Genomic DNA, 20,050 nt, shown 5'->3' on the forward strand with positions numbered 1-20,050 from the left:
TGGAGGCTAGACCTCCTTGAAGGGTCGTTCGAGACCAGGACGTTGATAGGTCGGGTGTGTAAGCGCAGTAATGCGTTCAGCTAACCGATACTAATTGCCCGTAAGGCTTGATCCTATAACAAGTCTGCCTTGTGTCGATGATCGTTAGTGCTTCAGCACTTACGAGCATCCCACGCAGAGCGTCGAGCAGCGAAGCTGATCGATGCGGCGCGCCGGTTGAAGTACCGGTGACCTGCGTAGCAAGACGAGACATGTTGGATTCTCGTGTGCGATACACACAACTCAAAATTACTGCTTCTTCCAAGATTGGTTGCGCTGCGAAGCAACGCAACAACCCCCTTTGCCTGATGACCATAGCGAGTCGGTCCCACCCCTTCCCATCCCGAACAGGACCGTGAAACGACTCCACGCCGATGATAGTGCGGATTCCCGTGTGAAAGTAGGTAATCGTCAGGCTCCCTAAGCCAGGAACCCCCGCCCGACAAGGCGGGGGTTTTTGCATTTCGGCATCCCGAAAAGCATGATGCAGCGAGCCGTCTTGCTGCCATCCGTTCATCCATCAGACCGTGATCCGCAAGATCGGAAAAAATCGGCCCGGGATCGCTCTCGATTCCTTTTCGCCGATCTTTTCAGCTCCCAGCGCCAGATAGAACGACGCGGCATTCGGATCCGCTTCGATCACAAAGCTTTGGATGCCTCTCGCAGCGGCTTCAGCCCGAACCGCTTCCCACAGCGCACGGGCGACGCCTCGCCCCATGTAATCAGGATGGACGAACAGCCATCCGGGCGTTGGTCGATCCAATTCCGATGATGCTCGGACCCAGAATCCGATGATTGTCTCGCCCGATTGCGCGAGATTCGCCCCATGTAATCAGGATGGACGAACAGCCATCCGGGCGTTGGTCGATCCAATTCCGATGATGCTCGGACCCAGAATCCGATGATTGTCTCGCCCGATTGCGCGAGATAACCGATCGACCTGACCTGCCGGGCGATTTTCGGACCAGCTGAAACTTGAGAGAATGGCTTCCAACGGAGAACTGGAAATCATGAAGAAGAGCCGATTCACGGAAGAGCAGATGGTCACGATCCTGCGCGAGGCGGACAAAGCACCGGTCGCGGAGGTGGCGAAGCAGCACGGGATCAGCGAGCAGACGATCTACAACTGGCGCCAACACTTCGGGGGCCTGGAGGCGACCGACGTCAAGCGGTTGAAGCAGCTCGAGCAGGAGAACGCCCGGCTGAAGAAGATGCTGGCCGAACGTGATCTCGAGCTGGACGTGATGAAGGAGATCAACGCAAAAAAGTGGTGAGCGCGCCCGCTCGCCGCCAGCAGGTTGCCTACGCGAAGGCGCGGGGCCTGTCGGAACGGCGTGCGTGCGCGCTGATGTCGGTCGCGAGGTCGGCGCTGCATTACCAGTCGAAGCTGGCGGAGCGTGATGCGCCTGTACTGGCAGCGATGTGCGTTCTGTCGGCGCAATATCCGCGCTATGGCTACCATCGCATCCAGATCTTTCTGGATCGGCAAGGCCATCCGATGAGCGCTGATCGGGCTTGGCGGCTGTGGCGGCTGGCCGGTTTGCAGGTGCCGCGCAAACGTCCGCGCCGGCGTATTTCGGTGCATCGTCCCCGGCCACAACCAGCCACGGCGGCAGGGCATGTCTGGGCCTACGACTTAGTGTTCGATGCGTGCGCCAACGGCCAGCAACTGAAGTGCTTGACGGTGATCGATGAATACACGCGGCAATGCCTATCGATCGATGTAGCCGGGTCGATTCGCTCGGGGCGGGTGATTGAGGTGCTGTCACAACTGATCAGCCCGCACGGAGCGCCGCGTTACCTGCGGTCGGACAACGTTCTAAATGCAAGCGGAATGTGCAACGCAAGGTAAAACGGTGCCGCGCACACGGCGAGATGCAGTGCGCGAGCTGTCAAAGAGCGAACGACAACCAACCAGTGGTCTTCCGCGGCATCGGGGAGACTTGCTGACCATAGTGGACACAAGATTCATCGCACACGGCGTGATCTTCACCGTACCTAAAACAGCATAGAAGCCCCAGCGGAAGGTCCGAGCATTATCTACGGGGTCGCCTGCGCCCCAACGGCAGCCGAGAGAGGGATCGATCCACTGGGTAAACCGAGTTCGAAGAACTGCCTGTAAGGCTGGTTCTTCTTGATCATGCTGTAAGCCACGCGAGCCATCTTCGCTGCCACGGCGGTAAGCGCCTTGCGCTTGAGGTCAGCGTCGTCCGGATCTGCATGGACGTAACGTTCATATTTCGAGCGGAATGAGTTCTCCTTCATGCGCACGGCAGCCATGCCTGCCATCCAGAAGGCCAGCCGCAATCGTGCATTGCCGCGCTTGGAGAGTTGCTCGCGCCCCCGCTGGGTACCCGACTGTATCTTCGCCAGGTCGAATCCACAGTACTTCAGGAACTGACGGTGGTGACCGAAGCGGCGCAGGTCGCCGGCCTCGGCGAGGATAGTCATGGCGATCACCGAGCCAATGCCAGGCAGCGTCTTCAGATGGGCGAAGTCGATATTGTCGTGAAGCTCCGCCTCGGCGCGCGCCTCGATTGCCGCTCGCAGTACGTTGAGCTCCTGGTACCGGCGAAGGGTAATACGGAATGTCTCGACAGCCAGGCAATCCGGCGCGTGAGGCAAGGCAGCGGTGTGTGCAGCTGTTTCCCATATCTCTTCGAGTTTGGCGCGTTTGTTCACCTTGCGGCCGACCAGATCCCATGCAGCAGCCACAAAGCTCTCGCGATCCAGGGCGCGTACATGCGTCGGCGTCGGAAACTCGAGCAGAAAACGCACGAACCATTCGTTGCGGGTGGTGCACCAGTAGCGGTGCATCTCCGGGAAGTACAGCGGCAGGCTGTGGTTGATCAGAGAGTGCTGCACCTTGGTGCGTGCGCGGGAAACTTGGTAGTAGGTCTTTGCAAGTTCCTGCAGGTCATGATGGCCGGCGATCTGCGGGTCCACGTAGCGCTGATATGTGCCACGCCTGAGCATTTCCAGGATGACCTGCGCGTCCTTGGGATCGTTCTTGTCCCAAGAGTTGAACATCGCTTCGCGATACCGCGCCTGTGCCACGGAATTGATGCTGACCACCTCGTGCCCAGCTGTGAGCAGGCGGTGAGCCAGCGGGCGATGGTAGTCGCCGGTCGGCTCAAGCGCTACCCGGCAATTGCCGGGTAGCGCTTGAAGGTAACTCAACAGCCGGTCGAAGTCAGGAGCGCTGTTGGTCATCCGGAAGCGCTGACGCTTCCCGTCCGACAACTCGATCAACACAGCGTTCGAATAACGGGCGATGTCGATTGCAACCAGGTTCAGGGGCAGCGTACCTTCCAGCAAGTCGGCCATTTCGGTTTCCTCCGGCGGGCGGTGAACGGGCAATCCAAAGGATGCCCGTTACCCCTGATGGCTGACATTCTGCATGTACTATGGTCCGGAGTTCGTATCGCGGGCGATTCTGAAATGGGCTGCGCAGAACGGCATGGACATGGCGCTCAGTGATCCTGGCAAGCCGTGGCAGAACGGTGCGGACGAGAGCTTCAACGGCAAGTTCCGGGACGAATGCCTCAGCCTGGAATGGTTCAGGACGCGGGTGGAAGCGAAAGTCGTAATTGAGCAGTGGCGGCGTCACTACAATGCCATTCGGCCGCATTCGAGCCTGGCCTATCTGACGCCCAACGAGTTTAAGCAGCGGTATTGTTCAACTGAAGCAATCGAGGCCGTTCTCCAAGACTGAACTGGTCCGAAGAAATCAGGCACGTCAGACCCTTCGATCGTCTCCGGCGAAATCGTGAGATCGCTTTGCCACAAGTCGAGCCATTCCTTCGGGTAGCCCCAGTGCGCCTTCGACAGGCGCGCCAGTTGCGTGAGCTCGTCCGAATCCGCGCCACGCGCAGCACGCACGGTAAATAGCGTATGCATTTCGTCTCTCGTCATTGCCGGCTGCCGGCATCCCCTCGCGCAGCGCTTTTATCGGTGCCTTGTCCGGATCGCAGTGTCTCACCGCTCGACCGACAGCCTGCTCGCTCGCCGCAGTATTGCGCGACACGCGTCAAATGCATGCGCCGGTGCAGCTACCAGACCTGCGAAGCATGTCCGGCGACGACGCGCCAACTGGCGCCTGCTCGACGCCAGAGCCGCGTATAGGCAAACTTGCCGCAGAATGCCGTGCCATCGAAATGGCCGGCGAGGGTCGCTCGCGTCGTGGTCAGGATCATCTCGTCGATCGCGCATGCACGCATGTCGAGGACGTCGAGCGTGTCGAGACGCAGAAGCCTCGCGCGATGTGCGGCCAGGTCGTCCGTTTTCGAGATGATCTGACCGGTCGGGACCGTGAACACCAGATCATCGTCCAGCAGCGCATCGAGCGCTTCGATATCATTGGCCAACATCGCCGCACGGAGCTCGGCTTCGGCGGGTTCGATGACGGTACGGATTGCATCCATGTCGGGCCTCGCATCATTTCGGAAGGGGAAGCGGCACGGCGGCGACAGACGCAGCCTACCGCGCGTTCGACAACGACTGACGCCGGACCAGCATCACCATGCAGATACCGGTCGACGCGATGAGGTTGGCGGCCGGATAGAACGCGACCGCGACGCTCCAGGTGCTCAGCGCCAGCAACGCCAGCGTGTACTTGAGCACGCACAGCGCAAAGTAGGCGAGGCTCTCGCTCCACGGATCGCGGATCGCCTTGCGCACGGTTGGGCCGAGGCCGGCGAGCTCGATCAGCGTAACGAGACAGATCGATACCGTCGGATCGTCGGTCAGTAGCCACAGCGGAATGGCCGACAGGGCCGCGCACAGGAACAACCAGTCGAGGCCCGTCCAGCCGCGCTCGCCGCGAAACAGACTGGCGATCAGCGTCAAAAAGCACGTGACGGCAATCGCTGCCGTGCACCATGCGGACGGCCCGGCGCCCGCGACGAACTGGCCAGCGGCCGCGATCGCCGTGACGATCGACCACACGAGCCACGTGAACAGATGCGGGCGAACGATGCGCCGGTAGATCGCGAGCGCGTAAGGAATGGCGGCCAGCAACGACACGGCCGTCCCGATCGCGCCAAAGATCGAAGCGGCTCCCTGATCGACGCTCACCATCGACGCAACCTTGTTCGGATCGGCCGACCAGTATGTGCCGTGACGGATCGGAGTGCAACGTCATGCGTGCGCTGCGGTGCGGTGAGCGTCATGCAGATTCGCACCGGAACGCGGAAGCAACCCGGCCCAAAACAAACGGCACTGGGAATGCGATGCCGCCGGAAAACCCACCGCGCGTCGATGCCTGGGTGGCGTCAGTACTCGAACGTCCGCAGGCGCGCTGCGTGTGCTTCGAGCCCGTCGAGCCCGAGATAGTGGCTGAGCTTGCCGGCGCGAACCTTGCTAATGTCGTCCTTCAGCTTGTCCAGCAGTTTCCCGCTCGCCGCGCGATAGGCTGTTGCTGCATCGGCGCCATGGGCCGACAGGGCCGCGCCGATCAGCCGAGCGCTATCGGCGCCGCCGCCCGCGACGCAACGCGCCATCGCGTCGGCATCCGGCTGCACGCCGGCGTCGAGCAGCGCACGCATCAATGCGACCGGCACGTCGCCGGACACGGACGCGAGCGAATCGGGTGCAACCGGTGCGCCCGATTCGAGCAACGCGGCGGCTGCGGAAAACTTCCGGCACCGCAGTGCGTAATCCGTCGGGATCGAACTGCCGGCGAGTGCCATGCCGAGATCGGCGACCAGCGGCGCCAGTCGCGCGATGAGTGCCGCATCGTCGTGATCGATCGCATGACGTAATGCGTGACGCGCAAGCACCGGCTGCGAGCCGAGCGTGCCGTCGGCGAGCGGCGTGCGCCAGTCGATCACCGCTTGCCGATAGAACGCGATCAGCTTGTCGGCCAGCGATGCGGACAGGCCATGATCGTCGCGGCGTTCATCGACGTATTCGAGCAGCGTGACGCCGGTGCCGGGTTCGCTGCCGGGCTCCAGTGGATCCGCATGAAGCTGCAGCGCGCCGAATGCCGTGTACAGATCGGGGGCGACCGTCGCGAGGCCGTCCTCGTGCATCGCCCCGCGCCACGCAGGCGGCAACCCTTGTTTCCAGGCGAGCACATGACCATAGTCGCGGGCGCCCGGCTCCGTCACGACGTAGATGCGGTCGCAATATTCGAAGCCGCCGAACGGCAGCGCGCCGATTTTGCCGTTCCACGTGCGGGCGCTCTCCTCCGCGGCTTCTTCGGCCAGTTCGAGTTCGTGGTCGATCCAGCCTTGCAGGTCGCGATAACCGTCGCTGCCGTTGTAGAACAGTTCGCTCCAGCCGATCGCTTCGACATTGCCGTTCATCTCCAGCGTCAGGTCGTAGTCGAGGCTGCCGCCGGCCGTGATACGCCACAGCTCGAGCAACGGGAGCGGAATGTCGCCGTGACAGCAGGCCCGTACGGCCGCGATCTGGTCGGCCGGCATCGGCGGTTGCGCATCGAAGATCACGCGGCCGGCAAACAGTACGATGCCGTGCGCGCGCAGATCAGCCAGTTCGGTATCGGAAAAGAAGGTGGCTTGCATCGAGCGTCAGCGGTAAGGGTTGATCGGATGTGTGCCGCGGTTCATCGGCGATGGACGCCCCGCGGATGGTCGCATCGTATCGGCGGCACCTGACGAGACGCTTCGAATCCACCGGTCATTCAAGACTCCGCCTCCGCCGCATGGACGTCGCGCCGAAACGCGCCGGGGCTCGTGCCGGTCCATTTCCGGAACGCGCGATGAAACGCGCTCGGCTCGGTGAAGCCGAGCTCGGCCGCGATCTCCGCGACGCCGAGCGCATGCCCGCGCAACAGCGACTGCGCCAGCGCGCCGCGCAACTCGTCCTTGATCGCGGCGAAGCTTTGCCCTTCGCTGCGCAAACGCCGCCGCAGCGTCGCGGGCGTCGTGTCGAGCCGCACGGCCAGCGTGTCGAAGTCGGGCCACTCGGCGGCCGGCAGCGCCTTCAGGTGTGCGCGTGTCTTCGCGACCCAGCCCGTGTCGTGCCGGTAGCGCACGAGCAGGTTACCGGGCGCACCGCGCAGGAAGGTCTTCAGCGCCTGTTCCGAACGGATCGTCGGTAGCGCGAGGTACGCGGCGTTGAATGCGAGCCGGCTGTCGGGCCGGTCGAAATGCACGGGGACGCCGAAGAACTGGTGATAGTCGCCGCGCTGGCCGGGGCTCGGGCACGCGAAGTCGATGCGCTGCAGCGGGATGCGCCGGCCAATCAGCCAGCACGCGACGCCGAGCAGGATCAGCCAGAACGTCCGGTACGCGAATGCCGGGTACGGCGCGCCCGATTGCGTCAGCACGATCTGCGCCTGCCCGTCGGCCACGACGAGTTCGCCGTGCGGCTCGTCGAGCACCACCCGCAGGAACTTCAGCGCGCGTCGCAGCGCCTTGTCGAGCGTGCCGGCATGCAGCACCGCGTGGCACAGCAGCGTGAAGCTGCCGCGCCGCATCGGACGCGCGGCGAGCCCGAAGAATTCGTCGTCGAGCGCGCCGGCGATCGCGAGCCACAGCCGGCCGTACTGCTGCGGCGTGACGGGCTCGCGCACCGCGGCCGGCAGCCCGGCGGCACGCAGCACGGGCGCGGTCGGCAGGTCGCGCCGGCGCAGGCACGCGAGCGCATCGTCGACGAAATCCGGCGAAATCATCTGCGGCCCCATTTTCCGGCGTCCTCCGACATGGCAAAAGCGATCACAATTCTAGATTCGGTTTGTCATTGATTGCAATGTAGCGGCTGTCTACTATCGATGTATCCCCGTCGCGCCCCTGGCTCGCCGGCGGCCATAACGTACAGGAGACACGCATGCCTGAAGGAGCTACCGCCCGGGCGGTGCCGGCCTACGCCGACGCCGTGGCCCGGTTCAGTATCGAGACCGCCGCCGCGCAATTGGCCGGCGACCTGGAGCGCGGCCTGAACGCGTGCGTCGAGTGCTGCGACCGGCACGCGAAGGCCGACGCGATCGCGCTCGACTGGATCGATGCCGGCGGCCGGCACCACAGCTTCACGTTCGCGCAGATGCAGGCGCTCTCGGCCCGGGTCGCGAACCTGCTCGTCGCGCAGGGCGTGAAGCCGGGCGACGTGGTGGCCGGGCTGCTTCCGCGTACGCCCGAGCTCGTCGCGACGATCCTCGGCACGTGGCGTGCAGGCGCCGTGTACCAGCCGCTGTTCACCGCATTCGGCCCGAAGGCGATCGAGCACCGGCTGCGCATGAGCGACGCGCGGCTCGTCGTGACGAACGTCGCGAATCGCGCGAAGCTCGACGAGGTCGCCGATTGCCCGCCGGTGGCGACGGTGCGCGAAGCAGGCGAGACGCTGTCGGCGCACGACATCGATTTCCGCGCGGCGCTCGACGCGCAGTCCGATACGTTCGAGCCCGTGCTGCGCAAGGGGTCGGACCTGTTCATGATGATGTCGACGTCGGGCACGACGGGTTTGCCGAAGGGGGTGCCGGTGCCGCTGTACGCGCTGCTCGCGTTCGGCGCGTACATGCGCGAAGCGATCGATCTGCGCGCCGGCGACCGGTTCTGGAACATCGCCGATCCGGGCTGGGCGTACGGGCTCTATTACGCGATCACCGGCCCGCTGCTGCTCGGCCAGGCGACGACGCTGTACGAGGGCGGCTTCACGGTCGACAGCACGTATGACGTGATCGAACGGCTCGGCATCACGAGCCTCGCCGGCTCGCCGACTGCGTTCCGGATGCTGATGGCGGCCGGGCCGGAAGCGGCCGCGCGCGCGAAGGGCCGGCTGCGCGTGGTGAGCAGCGCGGGCGAACCGCTGAACCCGGAAGTGGTGCGCTGGTTCCACGCGGCGCTCGGCGCGCCGATCCACGATCACTACGGCCAGACCGAACTCGGGATGGTCGTGAACAACCATCACGGCCTCGCGCACGTGGTGCACATCGGTTCCGCCGGCTTCGCGATGCCGGGCTACCGTGTCGCGGTGCTCGACGAAGCGGGCCGCGAGCTCGGCCCCGGCGAGCCCGGCAACCTCGCGATCGACATCGCGCGCTCGCCGCTGCTGTGGTTCCGCGGCTATTGGCAGCAGGACACGCCGGCGATCGCGGGTGGCTACTACCGGACCGGCGACAACGTCGAGCTGGAGCCGGACGGCGCCGTGAGCTTCATCGGCCGCGCGGACGACGTGATCACGTCGTCCGGCTACCGGATCGGCCCGTTCGACGTGGAGAGCGCGCTGATCGAGCATCCGGCCGTCAGCGAGGCCGCCGTGATCGGCGTGCCCGATCCGGAGCGCACGGAGATCGTGAAGGCGTTCGTCGTGTTGTCGAAAGGGTTCGACGGCACACCGGAACTGGCCGAGGAATTGAGTCTGCACGTGAAGCGGCGGCTGTCCGCTCACGCCTATCCGCGCGCGATCGATTTCGTCGACGCGCTGCCGAAAACCCCGAGCGGCAAGATCCAGCGCTTCGTGTTGCGCAAGATGGAAGCCGAGAAGGCCGTTCAACCCTGAATATGGACTGCGAATGAATATCGAGGATCGCGTTTTTCTGATTACGGGCGCAGGTTCCGGCCTGGGTGCCGCGGTGGCGCGCATGGTCGTCGCGCAAGGCGGCAAGGCCGTGCTGCTGGACGTCAACGAGGAGGCGGGTGCGAGTCTCGCCAACGAACTCGGCGCGGCCGCGCGCTTCGTGAAGACCGACGTGACGAGCGAGGCCGACGGCCAGGCGGCCGTCGCCGCCGCGCGCGATGCGTTCGGTCGCGTCGACGCGCTCGTGAACTGCGCGGGCGTCGCGCCGGGCGAGAAGGTCGTCGGCCGCGACGGCCCGCATTCGCTCGACCGCTTCGCGCGCGCGGTGTCGATCAACCTCGTCGGCACGTTCAACATGATCCGGCTGGCCGCCGAAGCGATGTCGAAGCAGGACGCGAACGCGGAAGGCGAGCGCGGCGTGATCGTCAACACCGCGTCGGTCGCGGCGTTCGACGGGCAGATCGGCCAGGCCGCGTATGCGGCGTCGAAAAGCGGCGTGGTGGGCATGACGCTGCCGATCGCGCGCGAGCTCGCGCGCTTCGGCATTCGCGTCGTGACGGTCGCGCCCGGCATCTTCGCGACGCCGATGATGGCCGGCATGCCGCAGGACGTGCAGGACGCGCTCGGCAAGAGCGTGCCGTTCCCGCCGCGGCTCGGCCGCCCGGAAGAATTTGCGGCGCTGGTGCGCCACATCGCCGAGAACACGATGCTGAACGGCGAAGTCATCCGTCTCGATGGCGCGTTGCGCATGGCACCGCGCTGACACTGGAGGAAGCGAATCATGACGACTCAGGATCCGATCGTAATCGTGGGTGCGGCCCGTACGCCGATGGGCGGTTTTCAGGGCGACCTGGCGGCGGCCAGCGCGAGCGAGCTTGGCGCGGTGGCGATTCGTGCGGCGCTCGAGCGCGCGAACGTGCCGGCCGAACGTATCGACGAAATCGTGTTCGGCTGCGTGCTGCCGGCCGGCCAAGGGCAGGCGCCCGCGCGGCAGGCCGCGCTGAAGGCCGGGCTGCCGCTCGCGGCGGGCGCGACCACGGTCAACAAGATGTGCGGTTCGGGGATGAAGGCGGCGATGTTCGCGCACGACCTGCTGCTGGCGGGGTCCGCGGGCGTGGCCGTCGCGGGCGGGATGGAGAGCATGACGAATGCGCCGTACCTGCTGCCGAAGGCGCGCGCGGGCATGCGCATGGGGCACGGGCAGGTGCTCGACCACATGTTCCTCGACGGGCTCGAGGACGCATATGAAAAAGGCCGCCTGATGGGCACGTTCGCGGAGGATTGCGCGCAGGCCTACCAGTTCACGCGCGAAGCGCAGGATGCGTTCGCGATTGCGTCGCTGACGCGGGCGCAGCGCGCGATCGCGGATGGGCGTTTCGCATCGGAGATCGCGCCGGTGACCGTGAAGGCCGGCAAGACGGAAAGCGTCGTGTCGATCGACGAGCAGCCGGGCAAGGCGAAACTCGACAAGATCCCGACGCTGAAGCCGGCGTTTCGCGACGGCGGCACGGTGACGGCCGCGAACGCATCGTCGATCTCGGACGGCGCGGCCGCGCTCGTGATGATGCGCCGCTCGGAAGCCGAGCGCCTCGGCCTCACGCCGAAGGCCGTGATCGTCGGGCATTCGACTTATGCGGACAAGCCCGGCCTGTTCGCGACCGCGCCGATCGGCGCACTGCGCAAGCTGTCGGAGAAAACCGGCTGGAACCTGCGCGACGTCGACCTGTTCGAGATCAACGAAGCGTTCGCGGTGGTGCCGATGGCCGCGATGCGCGACCTCGACCTGCCGCACGAGAAGGTGAACGTGCACGGCGGCGCGTGCGCGCTCGGGCATCCGATCGGCGCATCGGGTGCGCGCGTGATGGTGACGCTGCTGGCCGCGCTCGAGACGCACGGGTTGACGCGCGGCATCGCCTCGCTGTGCATCGGCGGCGGCGAAGCGACCGCGGTTGCAATCGAGCGGATCGCTTGACACGACGCACGACGCGTCGCGTCGTACCCGCGCACGCAAGTGGCAACACAGGCGGCGCGTATCGCACGGGACATCCCCGGGTGATGCGCGCCGCCCGTCTTTTTATTCGGCGGCTCGCCGTGTCGCGCTACGGCTTCGCGTTCGGCGACACCGCGCCGCACGCACGAATCACGAGTTGCACGACCTGCTCGGTCTTTTCGTCGAACGCCTTCTTCGTGAACGCGCGCTCGCCGCTCAGCGCGCGAATCTGCGCATCGAAATCCGCATAGTGTTGCGTGGTCGACCAGATCAGGTACATCAGCGCATGCGGGTCGATCGGCGCGAGCAGCCCGCGCGCGATCCAGCCTTCGATCACCTCGACGCGCGTGTCGAACCACGGCTTCACACGTTGCGACAGGATGTCCTGCATGTGCTCCGCGCCGTGGATGATCTCGTTGGCCCAGACCTTCGAGCCGAGCGGGCGCCGCCGCGACAGCGCCATCTTCGCGCGCACGTAGCTGCCGATCGCGTCCACCGGATCGTCGCCGGCCTCGAACGAACCGGCCGCGCGATGCCAATCTTCGAACAGGTCGTCGAGCACGCGTCGGTACAACGCGAGCTTGGTCGGGAAGTAGTAGTGCACGTTCGCCTTCGGCAGGCCGGCGCGCTCCGCGATCATCGCGGTGCTGGCGCCGGCGAGCCCGCGTTCCGCGAATACGGCTTCCGCGCACGCGAGCAGATGTGCTTCGTTGGACTCGCGTATGTGCGCCTTGCGTCGCCGCAAAGGCGCCGGCGTTTCGTCCCGGTCGGTGGCTTCGATCGTCGCCTCGTCATGTCTCATCGTTACCCTCGCGCGGCGGTCATGCCGCGTTGGGCTTCATTCTAGCCGCTGATTCGCGTCGCACGCACAGACAGGAATGTCGTGATGCCACGGCGATGCTGCGTTGCGGTGGCACGGTTCTCGCTCTGCCGCGTCACGCAAGAAAGACGTTGCGCTGGTCATTTTGATCGTCTAAAACCTGTCCAATCGGACAGGATTTGACGTGTTTCGCGAACCGGCGGGCACCTGCACCGCATCCGTGCGGCGTGCCCCGAAAGAGGTCTCGCACGCACCGGCACAGACCGGGCCGACGACATCACCGACCCCACAGGAGCGATACGAATGAACGCGGTATCGGAAACAGTGAAGCGGGCAGCTTTCGACACGTCGATCAAGGTCGACGGCAAGCGGTTGTGGGACAGCCTGATGGAAGTCGCGAAAATCGGCGCGACGCCGAAAGGCGGCGTGTGTCGGCTCGCGTTGACCGATCTCGACAAGGCCGGCCGCGACCTGATCGTCGGCTGGGCGAAGGCCGCCGGCTGTACGGTGACGGTCGATACGATGGGCAACGTGTTCATGCGCCGTGCGGGCCGCGTGGCCGACGCGGCGCCGGTCGTCACCGGCTCGCATGCGGATTCGCAGCCCACCGGCGGGCGCTTCGACGGCATCTACGGCGTGCTCGGCGGTCTCGAAGTGATTCGCAGTCTGAACGATCACGGCATCGAGACCGAGCATCCGGTCGAGGTCGTGATCTGGACCAACGAGGAGGGCTCGCGCTTCGCGCCGGCGATGGTCGCGTCGGGCGTATTCGCGGGCGTGTTCACGCTCGACTACGGGCTGTCGCGCAAGGATGTGGACGGCAAGACGATCGGCGAGGAACTCGCGCGCATCGGCTACGCGGGCGACGTACCGTGCGGCGGGCGCAAGCTGCACGCGGCGTTCGAACTGCATATCGAGCAGGGGCCGATTCTCGAAGCGGAATGCAAGACGATCGGCGTCGTGACCGACGCGCAGGGGCAGCGCTGGTACGAGATCACGTTCACCGGCCAGGAAGCGCACGCGGGACCGACGCCGATGCCGCGCCGCCGCGACGCGCTGCTCGGCGCGGCGCGCGTGGTCGATCTCGTCAACCGGATCGGCCTCGATCATGCGCCGTTCGGCTGCGCGACGGTGGGCATGATGCAGGTCTACCCGAACTCGCGCAACGTGATTCCCGGCCGCGTGTTCTTCACGGTCGATTTCCGTCATCCGGACGACGCTGTGCTCGCGAAGATGGACGCGGCGCTGCGCGACGGCGTCGCGCGCATCGCGGGCGACATCGGGCTCGACACCGAACTCGAGCAGATTTTCTATTACAAGCCGGTCGCGTTCGACCCGGCATGCGTGGCGGCCGTGCGCAACGCGGCCGATCGCTTCGGCTACTCGCATCGCGACATCGTGTCGGGCGCGGGGCATGACGCGTGTTATCTGGCGCAGGTCGCGCCGACGTCGATGGTATTCGTGCCCTGTATCGACGGCATCAGCCACAACGAGATCGAGGACGCGACGCCCGCATGGATCGAGGCCGGCGCGAACGTATTGCTGCACGCGATGCTGTCGCGTGCGTGCGAGCCGGCTTCATGACCGACCGGACATAGCGCGACAGGCAGGCCGCGCACCGCTTGACCGTAGCACGCCGACGCATGACCGCCCCGACTGAGCATTCGCAGCCGGCGGGGACGGCTTTGTCTCCACCCAGTCGAAGGAACGCGTATGACCACTCAGCCAACCGGCGATATCGCCGCGCATCGCCTGTCGTCCACGCAACTCTCGTGCGAATTCGCCGATATCGCGCCGCTGCTCGATCCGACCGCGGCGGCCGCCGCCGCAAGTCGCTGCCACTACTGCTACGACGCGCCGTGCGTGCACGCGTGTCCGACGCAGATCGACATCCCGAGTTTCATCCGCAAGATCGGCAACGGCAACCTGAAAGGCGCCGCGACCGACATCCTGTCCGCGAATCCGCTCGGCGGGATGTGCGCACGCGTGTGCCCGACCGAGATCCTGTGCGAAGGCGCGTGCGTGCGCAACCATCAGGATGCGCAACCGGTCGCGATCGGCGCGCTGCAGCGGCATGCAACCGACTGGGCGATGCAGACCGGTGCGGTGCAGTTCCGGCGCGCGCCCGACACGGGCCGCCATGTCGCGGTGGTGGGTGCGGGGCCGGCCGGGCTCGCATGCGCGCACCGGCTCGCGCTCGCCGGGCATCGCGTCACGCTGTTCGACGCGCGCCCGAAGGCCGGCGGCCTCAACGAATACGGGATCGCCGCGTACAAGACCGTCGACGATTTCGCGCAGCGTGAAGTCGAGTGGCTGCTGTCGGTGGGCGGCATCACGCTGGAAACGGGCGTGGCGCTCGGGCGCGACGTGACGCTCGACGCATTGCGCGAGCAGCACGACGCGGTATTTCTCGCGATGGGGCTCGGTGGCGTGCGTGCGCTCGAGATCGACGGCGAGCAACTGGGCGGCGTGATGAATGCAGTCGACTTCATCGAGCAGGTGCGGCAGGCGGACACACTGGAGAACGTGCCGGTCGGGCGACGCGTGGTCGTGATCGGCGGCGGCAATACGGCGATCGATGCGGCCGTGCAGAGCCGCAAGCTCGGCGCTGAGCGCGTGACGATGGTGTACCGGCGCGGCGTGGACGCGATGAGCGCGACGTGGGCCGAGCGCGAGTTCGCGCAGAAGTGCGGCGTCGCGCTCGTTACGCACGCGACGCCGGTGCGCATCGCGGGCGTGAACGGGCAGGCGACGGGCGTCGAATTCGAGGCCGCATCGGGTGAGCGCTTCATCGTCGATGCGGACATGGTGCTGAAGGCGATCGGCCAGACGCTCGTGCCTGACGGCGTCGCGGCCGAATTGCTGACCGCGGACGGCACGCGTATCGCGGTGGATGCGGACGGGCGTACGGCGCTGCCCGACGTATGGGCCGGCGGCGACTGCGCGGCGACCGACGGCATCGACCTCACGGTGCAGGCCGTGCAGGACGGCAAGCGCGCGGCCGCGTCGATCGACGCGACGCTCGCCGCGCGCGACGCGAAGGCGGCCTGAACGCGCGTCGCATCGTCAGCACACCGAACACGACCCTTCTCACGGAGCCGAACATGGCCGATCTTCGCTGCACCATCGCAGGCATCACCTCGCCGAATCCGTTCTGGCTGGCGTCCGCGCCGCCCACCGACAAGGCCTACAACGTCAATCGCGCGTTCGAGGCAGGCTGGGGCGGCGTCGTCTGGAAGACGCTCGGGCTCGATCCGCACGTCGTCAACGTCAGTTCGCGCTACGGCGCGGTGCAGTGGAACGGCCAGCGCATCGCGGGGCTGAACAACATCGAGCTGATCACCGACCGCCCGCTCGACGTGAACCTGACAGAGATCGCGCAGGTGAAGCGCGACTGGCCGGACCGCGCGCTGATCGTGTCGCTGATGGTGCCGTGCAACGAGCGAGACTGGAAATGGATTCTCCCGCTCGTCGAGGATACCGGCGCCGATGCGGTCGAACTCAACTTCGGCTGTCCGCACGGGATGAGCGAGCGCGGGATGGGCGCGGCGGTCGGGCAGGTGCCCGAATACGTCGAGATGGTCACGCGCTGGGTGAAGGAGGGCACGAAGCTGCCGTGCCTCGTGAAGCTCACGCCGAACATCAGCGACATCCGGATGGGGTCGCGCGCCGCGTACAAGGGCGGCGCGGACGGCGTGTCGCTGATCAACACGATCAACTCGATCGTCGCGGTGGATCTCGACCAGATGGCCCCGATGCCGACCGTCGACGGCAAGGGCACGCACGGCGGTTATTGTGGGCCGGCGGTCAAGCCGATCGCGCTGAACATGGTCGCGGAGATCGCGCGCGACCCGGAAACGCCGAACCTGCCGATTTCCGGCATCGGCGGCATCTCGTCGTGGCGCGACGCGGCCGAATTCATGGTGCTCGGCGCCGGCAGCGTGCAGGTGTGCACCGCCGCGATGCATTACGGATTCCGGATCGTGTCGGATCTCGCCGACGGGCTGTCGAACTGGATGGACGAGAAGGGCTACGCGACGCTCGACGACATCCGCGGCCGCGCGGTGCCGAACGTGACCGATTGGAAATACCTGAACCTGAAATACGACATCAAGGCGCGCATCGACCAGGACCGCTGCGTCCAGTGCGGGCTGTGCCACATCGCGTGCGAGGATACGTCGCATCAGGCGATCACGGCGACGAAGGACGGCGTGCGGCATTTCGAAGTGATCGATTCGGAATGCGTCGGGTGCAATCTTTGCATGCATGTGTGTCCGGTCGAGCAATGCATCACGATGGAGCGCGTCGATTCGGGCGACTACGCGAACTGGACCACGCATCCGAACAATCCGGCGAGCGCGGATGCCGGTGCGAGCGGCGGCCCGGCCGCCGCGCCCGAGAAGCACGCGAAGGCGGCCTGACCGGCGTCCGGCGGCGCGGCAGACGTTGCGCCGCCGCTTTTCGTTTCACCGGGCCGGCATCGTACGATGCCGGCGCCGACGTTTTCGTGGAGCGCGTTCAATGAAACCAGCAGCGATTCCCGCCGATGCCGACAGCGCCTCGGCGCACGGCGGCAGCCTGTACAACGACGACCTCGCGCCGACGACGCCGGCGCAGCGCACGTGGAAGTGGTACCACTTCGCGGCGCTGTGGGTCGGGATGGTGATGAACATCGCGTCGTACATGCTTGCGGCCGGGCTGATCCAGGAAGGCATGTCGCCGTGGCAGGCGGTGATGACGGTGCTGCTCGGCAACCTGATCGTGCTCGTGCCGATGCTGCTGATCGGCCATGCGGGCGCGAAGCACGGGATTCCGTACGCGGTGCTGGTGCGCGCGTCGTTCGGCACGCAGGGCGCGAAGCTGCCGGCGCTGCTGCGCGCGATCGTCGCGTGCGGCTGGTACGGCATCCAGACCTGGCTCGGCGGCAGCGCGATCTACACGCTGCTGAACATCCTGACCGGCAACGCGCTGCACGGCGCGGCGCTGCCGCTCGTCGGCATCTCGTTCGGGCAGCTCGCGTGCTTTCTCGTGTTCTGGGCGCTGCAGCTGTACTTCATCCTGCACGGCACCGATTCGATCCGCTGGCTCGAAAGCTGGTCCGCGCCGATCAAGGTCGTGATGTGCGTGGCGCTCGTGTGGTGGGCGACGTCGCGGGCGGGCGGTGTCGGCTCGATGCTGTCGGCGCCGTCGCAGTTCGTCGCGGGCGGCAAGAAGGCGGGGCTCTTCTGGGCGACGTTCTGGCCGGGCCTGACCGCGATGGTCGGCTTCTGGGCGACGCTCGCGCTGAACATTCCCGACTTCACGCGCTTCGCGCATTCGCAGCGCGACCAGATGATCGGCCAGTCGATCGGGCTGCCGCTGCCGATGGCGCTGCTGTCGGTGGTGTCGGTCGTCGTGACGTCGGCGACCGTCGTGATCTACGGCAACGCGATCTGGGATCCGATCGACCTGACAAGCCGGATGACGGGCATCGGCGTGGGCATCGCGCTCGTGATCCTCACGCTCGACACGATGTGCTGCAACCTCGCCGCGAATCTCGTCGGGCCTGCCTACGATTTTTCGAGCCTTTGGCCGAAGGCGATCTCGTACCGGGCGGGCGGGATGATCACCGCGACGATCGCGATCGTGATGATGCCGTGGAAGATCCTCGCGACGACGGACGGCTATATCTTCACCTGGCTCGTCGGCTATTCGGCGCTGCTCGGGCCCGTCGCGGGCATCCTGATGGTCGACTATTTCCTGATTCGCGGCACGCGGCTCGACACGCGCGCGCTGTTCGACGAGCGCGGCGGCTTCAGCTACGCGCGCGGCTGGAACCCGGCCGCGCTGGCCGCGCTCGCGATCGGCGTGCTGCCGAACCTGCCGGGCTTCCTGCATACGGCGTTTCCGGCGTCGTTCCCGAACGTGCCGGCGTTCTTCAACACGCTTTACACGTACGCGTGGTTCGTCGGCCTCGTGCTGGCGTCCGGCGTGTACGGCACCTGGATGAAGTGGCGCGCCGGACAGCGCGCGCAGATCGCGAGCGCATGACGCGCGAGCCGGATGCGACCCGCGCGGCATGCGGCACCCGACAGTCAACGAGGAGGCAACGAAATGGCAATCCTGATTCGTGGCGGCACCGTGGTCGATGCGGACCGCTCCTATCGCGCGGACGTGCTCTGCGCGGACCCGCAGGACGGCGGCACGATCCTGCAGATCGCGGAGCAGATCGACGCGCCGGCCGGCGCAACCGTCGTCGATGCGCACGACCAGTACGTGATGCCGGGCGGGATCGACCCGCATACGCACATGGAACTGCCGTTCATGGGCACGACCGCGAGCGACGATTTCTACTCGGGCACCGCTGCCGGGCTGTCGGGCGGCACGACGAGCATCATCGATTTCGTGATTCCGAGCCCGAAGCAGCCGCTGATGGATGCGTTCCGGGAATGGCGCGGCTGGGCCGAGAAGTCGGCTTCCGACTACGGCTTCCACGTGGCCGTGACGTGGTGGGACGACAGCGTGCACCGCGACATGGGCACGCTCGTGCGCGAGCATGGCGTGTCGAGCTTCAAGCATTTCATGGCGTACAAGAACGCGATCATGGCCGACGACGAGATTCTCGTGAACAGCTTCACGCGTTCGCTCGAGCTCGGCGCGCTGCCGACCGTGCACGCGGAGAACGGCGAACTCGTGTTCCAGCTGCAAAAGGCGCTGCTCGCGCGCGGGATTACGGGGCCGGAGGCGCATCCGCTGTCGCGGCCGCCGGAAGTGGAGGGGGAGGCCGCGAACCGCGCGATCCGCATCGCGCAGGTGCTCGGCGTGCCCGTGTATATTGTGCACGTGTCGGCGAAGGACGCGGTGGACGTGATCACGCGCGCGCGCAGCGAGGGGCTGCGCGTGTTCGGCGAAGTGTTGCCGGGCCATCTCGTGATCGACGAGGCCGTCTATCGCGATCCCGACTGGACGCGCGCGGCGGCCCACGTGATGAGCCCGCCGTTCCGCTCGGCCGAGCATCGCGAGGCGCTGTGGCGCGGGCTGCAGTCGGGGCAGTTGCATACGACGGCGACCGATCACTGCGTATTCTGCGCATCGCAGAAGGCGATGGGCCGCGACGATTTCACGAAGATCCCGAACGGCTGCGGCGGCGTCGAGGACCGCATGTCGGTGCTGTGGCATCACGGCGTGAATCATGGCCGCATCACGCCGAACGAGTTCGTGCGGATCACGTCGACGAACGCCGCGCAGATCTTCAACCTGTATCCGCGCAAGGGCGCCGTGCAGGTCGGCGCCGATGCCGACCTCGTCGTGTGGGACCCGGCCGCGACGAAGACGATCTCGGTGAAGACGCATTACCAGCAGGTCGACTTCAACGTGTTCGAGGGGATGACGGTGCAGGGTGTCGCGACGCATACGCTCACGCGCGGCGCACTCGCGTGGGCCGACGGCGAGTTGCGCGCGGTGCGCGGCGCGGGCCGCTACCTGAAGCGCCCGCCGGCGGCCGGCTACTACGAGGCCGCGCGGATCGCGAACCGGCTGCGCGAGCCGCATCCGGTCGAACGCGCGGGTTGAACGGCGCGTGTCAGGCGGGGCGTGTCCGTTCGAGCGGCGCGCCCCGCGCGTGTTTTCGAAGAGTAGGTAGAACGACTGATCAAGCCGGCGAAGGGCAAAAGAGAAACGATCGATGGCATTGATCGCGGCGATTTTGGCGACGTTGCCTGCGCGCATGTCGACCGAGTAAC

Annotated in this window: 14 protein-coding genes, 2 rRNA genes and 5 pseudogenes; 12 read left to right on the plus strand and 9 right to left on the minus strand. The window is 66.1% G+C overall.

Annotated elements, in window-relative coordinates; all coding sequences use genetic code 11:
- Together CFB52_RS30655 and rrf are read left to right on the plus strand one after the other, a co-directional pair.
- Positions 1 to 115: ribosomal RNA gene (locus tag CFB52_RS30655) — 23S ribosomal RNA — on the plus strand; the annotation flags it as partial.
- 228 nt (positions 116 to 343) lie between these two features.
- Positions 344 to 456, plus strand: a 5S ribosomal RNA gene (gene rrf, locus CFB52_RS30660).
- A 103-nt stretch (positions 457 to 559) separates the two neighbouring features.
- Here rrf and CFB52_RS30665 read toward each other — a convergent pair.
- Together CFB52_RS30665 and CFB52_RS35470 are read right to left on the minus strand one after the other, a co-directional pair.
- A pseudogene (locus CFB52_RS30665) lies at positions 560 to 856 on the minus strand (GNAT family N-acetyltransferase); the annotation flags it as partial.
- A gap of 9 nt (positions 857 to 865) precedes the next feature.
- A pseudogene (locus CFB52_RS35470) lies at positions 866 to 978 on the minus strand (GNAT family N-acetyltransferase); the annotation flags it as partial.
- A gap of 71 nt (positions 979 to 1,049) precedes the next feature.
- On the opposite strand from CFB52_RS35470, the pseudogene CFB52_RS30675 reads away from it, so the two are divergent.
- Positions 1,050 to 1,855: pseudogene (locus tag CFB52_RS30675) on the plus strand (IS3 family transposase); the annotation flags it as partial.
- 224 nt (positions 1,856 to 2,079) lie between these two features.
- On the opposite strand, the gene CFB52_RS30680 reads toward CFB52_RS30675, so the two are convergent.
- Positions 2,080 to 3,366 carry an IS110 family transposase gene (locus CFB52_RS30680; protein WP_060011748.1) on the minus strand — a complete coding sequence of 429 codons (1,287 nt, stop codon included), beginning with the start codon at positions 3,364 to 3,366 and terminating at the stop codon, positions 2,080 to 2,082.
- 82 nt (positions 3,367 to 3,448) lie between these two features.
- Here CFB52_RS30680 and CFB52_RS30685 point away from each other — a divergent pair.
- Positions 3,449 to 3,754, plus strand: a pseudogene (locus tag CFB52_RS30685) (integrase core domain-containing protein); the annotation flags it as partial.
- Positions 3,755 to 3,780: 26 nt separating this feature from the next.
- On the opposite strand, the pseudogene CFB52_RS35350 reads toward CFB52_RS30685, so the two are convergent.
- The 5 genes and pseudogenes from CFB52_RS35350 to CFB52_RS30710 all read right to left on the minus strand — a co-directional run.
- Positions 3,781 to 3,939 (minus strand): annotated as a pseudogene (locus tag CFB52_RS35350) (GNAT family N-acetyltransferase); the annotation flags it as partial.
- A 152-nt stretch (positions 3,940 to 4,091) separates the two neighbouring features.
- Positions 4,092 to 4,463, minus strand: a complete 372-nt coding sequence (locus tag CFB52_RS30695) for a nuclear transport factor 2 family protein (RefSeq protein ID WP_099318329.1) — start codon at positions 4,461 to 4,463, stop codon at positions 4,092 to 4,094.
- A 55-nt stretch (positions 4,464 to 4,518) separates the two neighbouring features.
- A complete protein-coding gene (locus CFB52_RS30700) occupies positions 4,519 to 5,118 on the minus strand; it encodes a hypothetical protein (RefSeq protein WP_099318330.1) in 600 nt (199 codons plus the stop codon).
- Positions 5,119 to 5,312: 194 nt separating this feature from the next.
- Positions 5,313 to 6,566, minus strand: coding sequence for an SMI1/KNR4 family protein (locus CFB52_RS30705; RefSeq protein ID WP_099318331.1), 1,254 nt, complete (start codon positions 6,564 to 6,566; stop codon positions 5,313 to 5,315).
- A gap of 119 nt (positions 6,567 to 6,685) precedes the next feature.
- Positions 6,686 to 7,690 (minus strand): AraC family transcriptional regulator, encoded by a 1,005-nt coding sequence (locus CFB52_RS30710; RefSeq protein WP_059644950.1) that lies wholly within the window; start codon positions 7,688 to 7,690, stop codon positions 6,686 to 6,688.
- Between the two features lie 143 nt (positions 7,691 to 7,833).
- On the opposite strand from CFB52_RS30710, the gene CFB52_RS30720 reads away from it, so the two are divergent.
- The 3 genes from CFB52_RS30720 to CFB52_RS30730 are packed head-to-tail and all read left to right on the plus strand — an operon-like array spanning position 7,834 to position 11,491.
- On the plus strand, positions 7,834 to 9,501 hold the full coding sequence (locus CFB52_RS30720) for an acyl-CoA synthetase (RefSeq protein WP_099318332.1): 1,668 nt from the start codon (positions 7,834 to 7,836) through the stop codon (positions 9,499 to 9,501).
- Between the two features lie 13 nt (positions 9,502 to 9,514).
- Entirely contained in the window at positions 9,515 to 10,282 is a 768-nt protein-coding gene (locus CFB52_RS30725) for a 3-hydroxyacyl-CoA dehydrogenase (protein ID WP_059578885.1), read from the plus strand.
- 18 nt (positions 10,283 to 10,300) lie between these two features.
- Positions 10,301 to 11,491, plus strand: a complete 1,191-nt coding sequence (locus CFB52_RS30730) for an acetyl-CoA C-acetyltransferase (protein ID WP_089466037.1) — start codon at positions 10,301 to 10,303, stop codon at positions 11,489 to 11,491.
- A 127-nt stretch (positions 11,492 to 11,618) separates the two neighbouring features.
- On the opposite strand, the gene CFB52_RS30735 is transcribed toward CFB52_RS30730, so the two are convergent.
- Positions 11,619 to 12,311 (minus strand): TetR/AcrR family transcriptional regulator, encoded by a 693-nt coding sequence (locus CFB52_RS30735; protein WP_099318333.1) that lies wholly within the window; start codon positions 12,309 to 12,311, stop codon positions 11,619 to 11,621.
- A 321-nt stretch (positions 12,312 to 12,632) separates the two neighbouring features.
- Here CFB52_RS30735 and CFB52_RS30740 point away from each other — a divergent pair, with 321 nt between their 5' ends.
- The 5 genes from CFB52_RS30740 (at position 12,633) to hydA (ending at position 19,880) form a co-directional block, all read left to right on the plus strand.
- A complete protein-coding gene (locus CFB52_RS30740) occupies positions 12,633 to 13,913 on the plus strand; it encodes a Zn-dependent hydrolase (RefSeq protein WP_099318334.1) in 1,281 nt (426 codons plus the stop codon).
- Positions 13,914 to 14,042: 129 nt separating this feature from the next.
- The gene (locus tag CFB52_RS30745; RefSeq protein ID WP_099318335.1) at positions 14,043 to 15,380 is read left to right on the plus strand and encodes an NAD(P)-dependent oxidoreductase; all 1,338 of its coding nucleotides are present in this window, start codon (positions 14,043 to 14,045) and stop codon (positions 15,378 to 15,380) included.
- 53 nt (positions 15,381 to 15,433) lie between these two features.
- The gene (gene preA / locus CFB52_RS30750; protein WP_099318336.1) at positions 15,434 to 16,750 is read left to right on the plus strand and encodes an NAD-dependent dihydropyrimidine dehydrogenase subunit PreA; all 1,317 of its coding nucleotides are present in this window, start codon (positions 15,434 to 15,436) and stop codon (positions 16,748 to 16,750) included.
- A gap of 100 nt (positions 16,751 to 16,850) precedes the next feature.
- Positions 16,851 to 18,359, plus strand: coding sequence for an NCS1 family nucleobase:cation symporter-1 (locus CFB52_RS30755; protein ID WP_099318337.1), 1,509 nt, complete (start codon positions 16,851 to 16,853; stop codon positions 18,357 to 18,359).
- A gap of 63 nt (positions 18,360 to 18,422) precedes the next feature.
- The gene (gene hydA / locus CFB52_RS30760) at positions 18,423 to 19,880 is read left to right on the plus strand and encodes a dihydropyrimidinase (protein WP_099318338.1); all 1,458 of its coding nucleotides are present in this window, start codon (positions 18,423 to 18,425) and stop codon (positions 19,878 to 19,880) included.
- Positions 19,881 to 20,050 lie beyond the last annotated feature (170 nt).

This window comes from Burkholderia sp. AU18528, assembly GCF_002223215.2.
In the GTDB taxonomy this organism is placed as follows: Bacteria; Pseudomonadota; Gammaproteobacteria; order Burkholderiales; family Burkholderiaceae; genus Burkholderia; species Burkholderia semiarida.

Coding starts and splice junctions, on each gene's coding strand:
- CFB52_RS30720 (WP_099318332.1), top strand. CDS start 7,834: ATGCCTGAAGGAGCTACCGCCCGGGCGGTGCCGGCCTACGCCGACGCC.
- CFB52_RS30745 (WP_099318335.1), top strand. CDS start 14,043: ATGACCACTCAGCCAACCGGCGATATCGCCGCGCATCGCCTGTCGTCC.
- CFB52_RS30755 (WP_099318337.1), top strand. CDS start 16,851: ATGAAACCAGCAGCGATTCCCGCCGATGCCGACAGCGCCTCGGCGCAC.
- CFB52_RS30725 (WP_059578885.1), top strand. CDS start 9,515: ATGAATATCGAGGATCGCGTTTTTCTGATTACGGGCGCAGGTTCCGGC.
- CFB52_RS30705 (WP_099318331.1), bottom strand. CDS start 6,566: ATGCAAGCCACCTTCTTTTCCGATACCGAACTGGCTGATCTGCGCGCG.
- CFB52_RS30740 (WP_099318334.1), top strand. CDS start 12,633: ATGAACGCGGTATCGGAAACAGTGAAGCGGGCAGCTTTCGACACGTCG.
- CFB52_RS30695 (WP_099318329.1), bottom strand. CDS start 4,463: ATGGATGCAATCCGTACCGTCATCGAACCCGCCGAAGCCGAGCTCCGT.
- CFB52_RS30730 (WP_089466037.1), top strand. CDS start 10,301: ATGACGACTCAGGATCCGATCGTAATCGTGGGTGCGGCCCGTACGCCG.
- CFB52_RS30735 (WP_099318333.1), bottom strand. CDS start 12,311: ATGAGACATGACGAGGCGACGATCGAAGCCACCGACCGGGACGAAACG.
- preA (WP_099318336.1), top strand. CDS start 15,434: ATGGCCGATCTTCGCTGCACCATCGCAGGCATCACCTCGCCGAATCCG.
- CFB52_RS30710 (WP_059644950.1), bottom strand. CDS start 7,690: ATGGGGCCGCAGATGATTTCGCCGGATTTCGTCGACGATGCGCTCGCG.
- hydA (WP_099318338.1), top strand. CDS start 18,423: ATGGCAATCCTGATTCGTGGCGGCACCGTGGTCGATGCGGACCGCTCC.
- CFB52_RS30700 (WP_099318330.1), bottom strand. CDS start 5,118: ATGGTGAGCGTCGATCAGGGAGCCGCTTCGATCTTTGGCGCGATCGGG.
- CFB52_RS30680 (WP_060011748.1), bottom strand. CDS start 3,366: ATGGCCGACTTGCTGGAAGGTACGCTGCCCCTGAACCTGGTTGCAATC.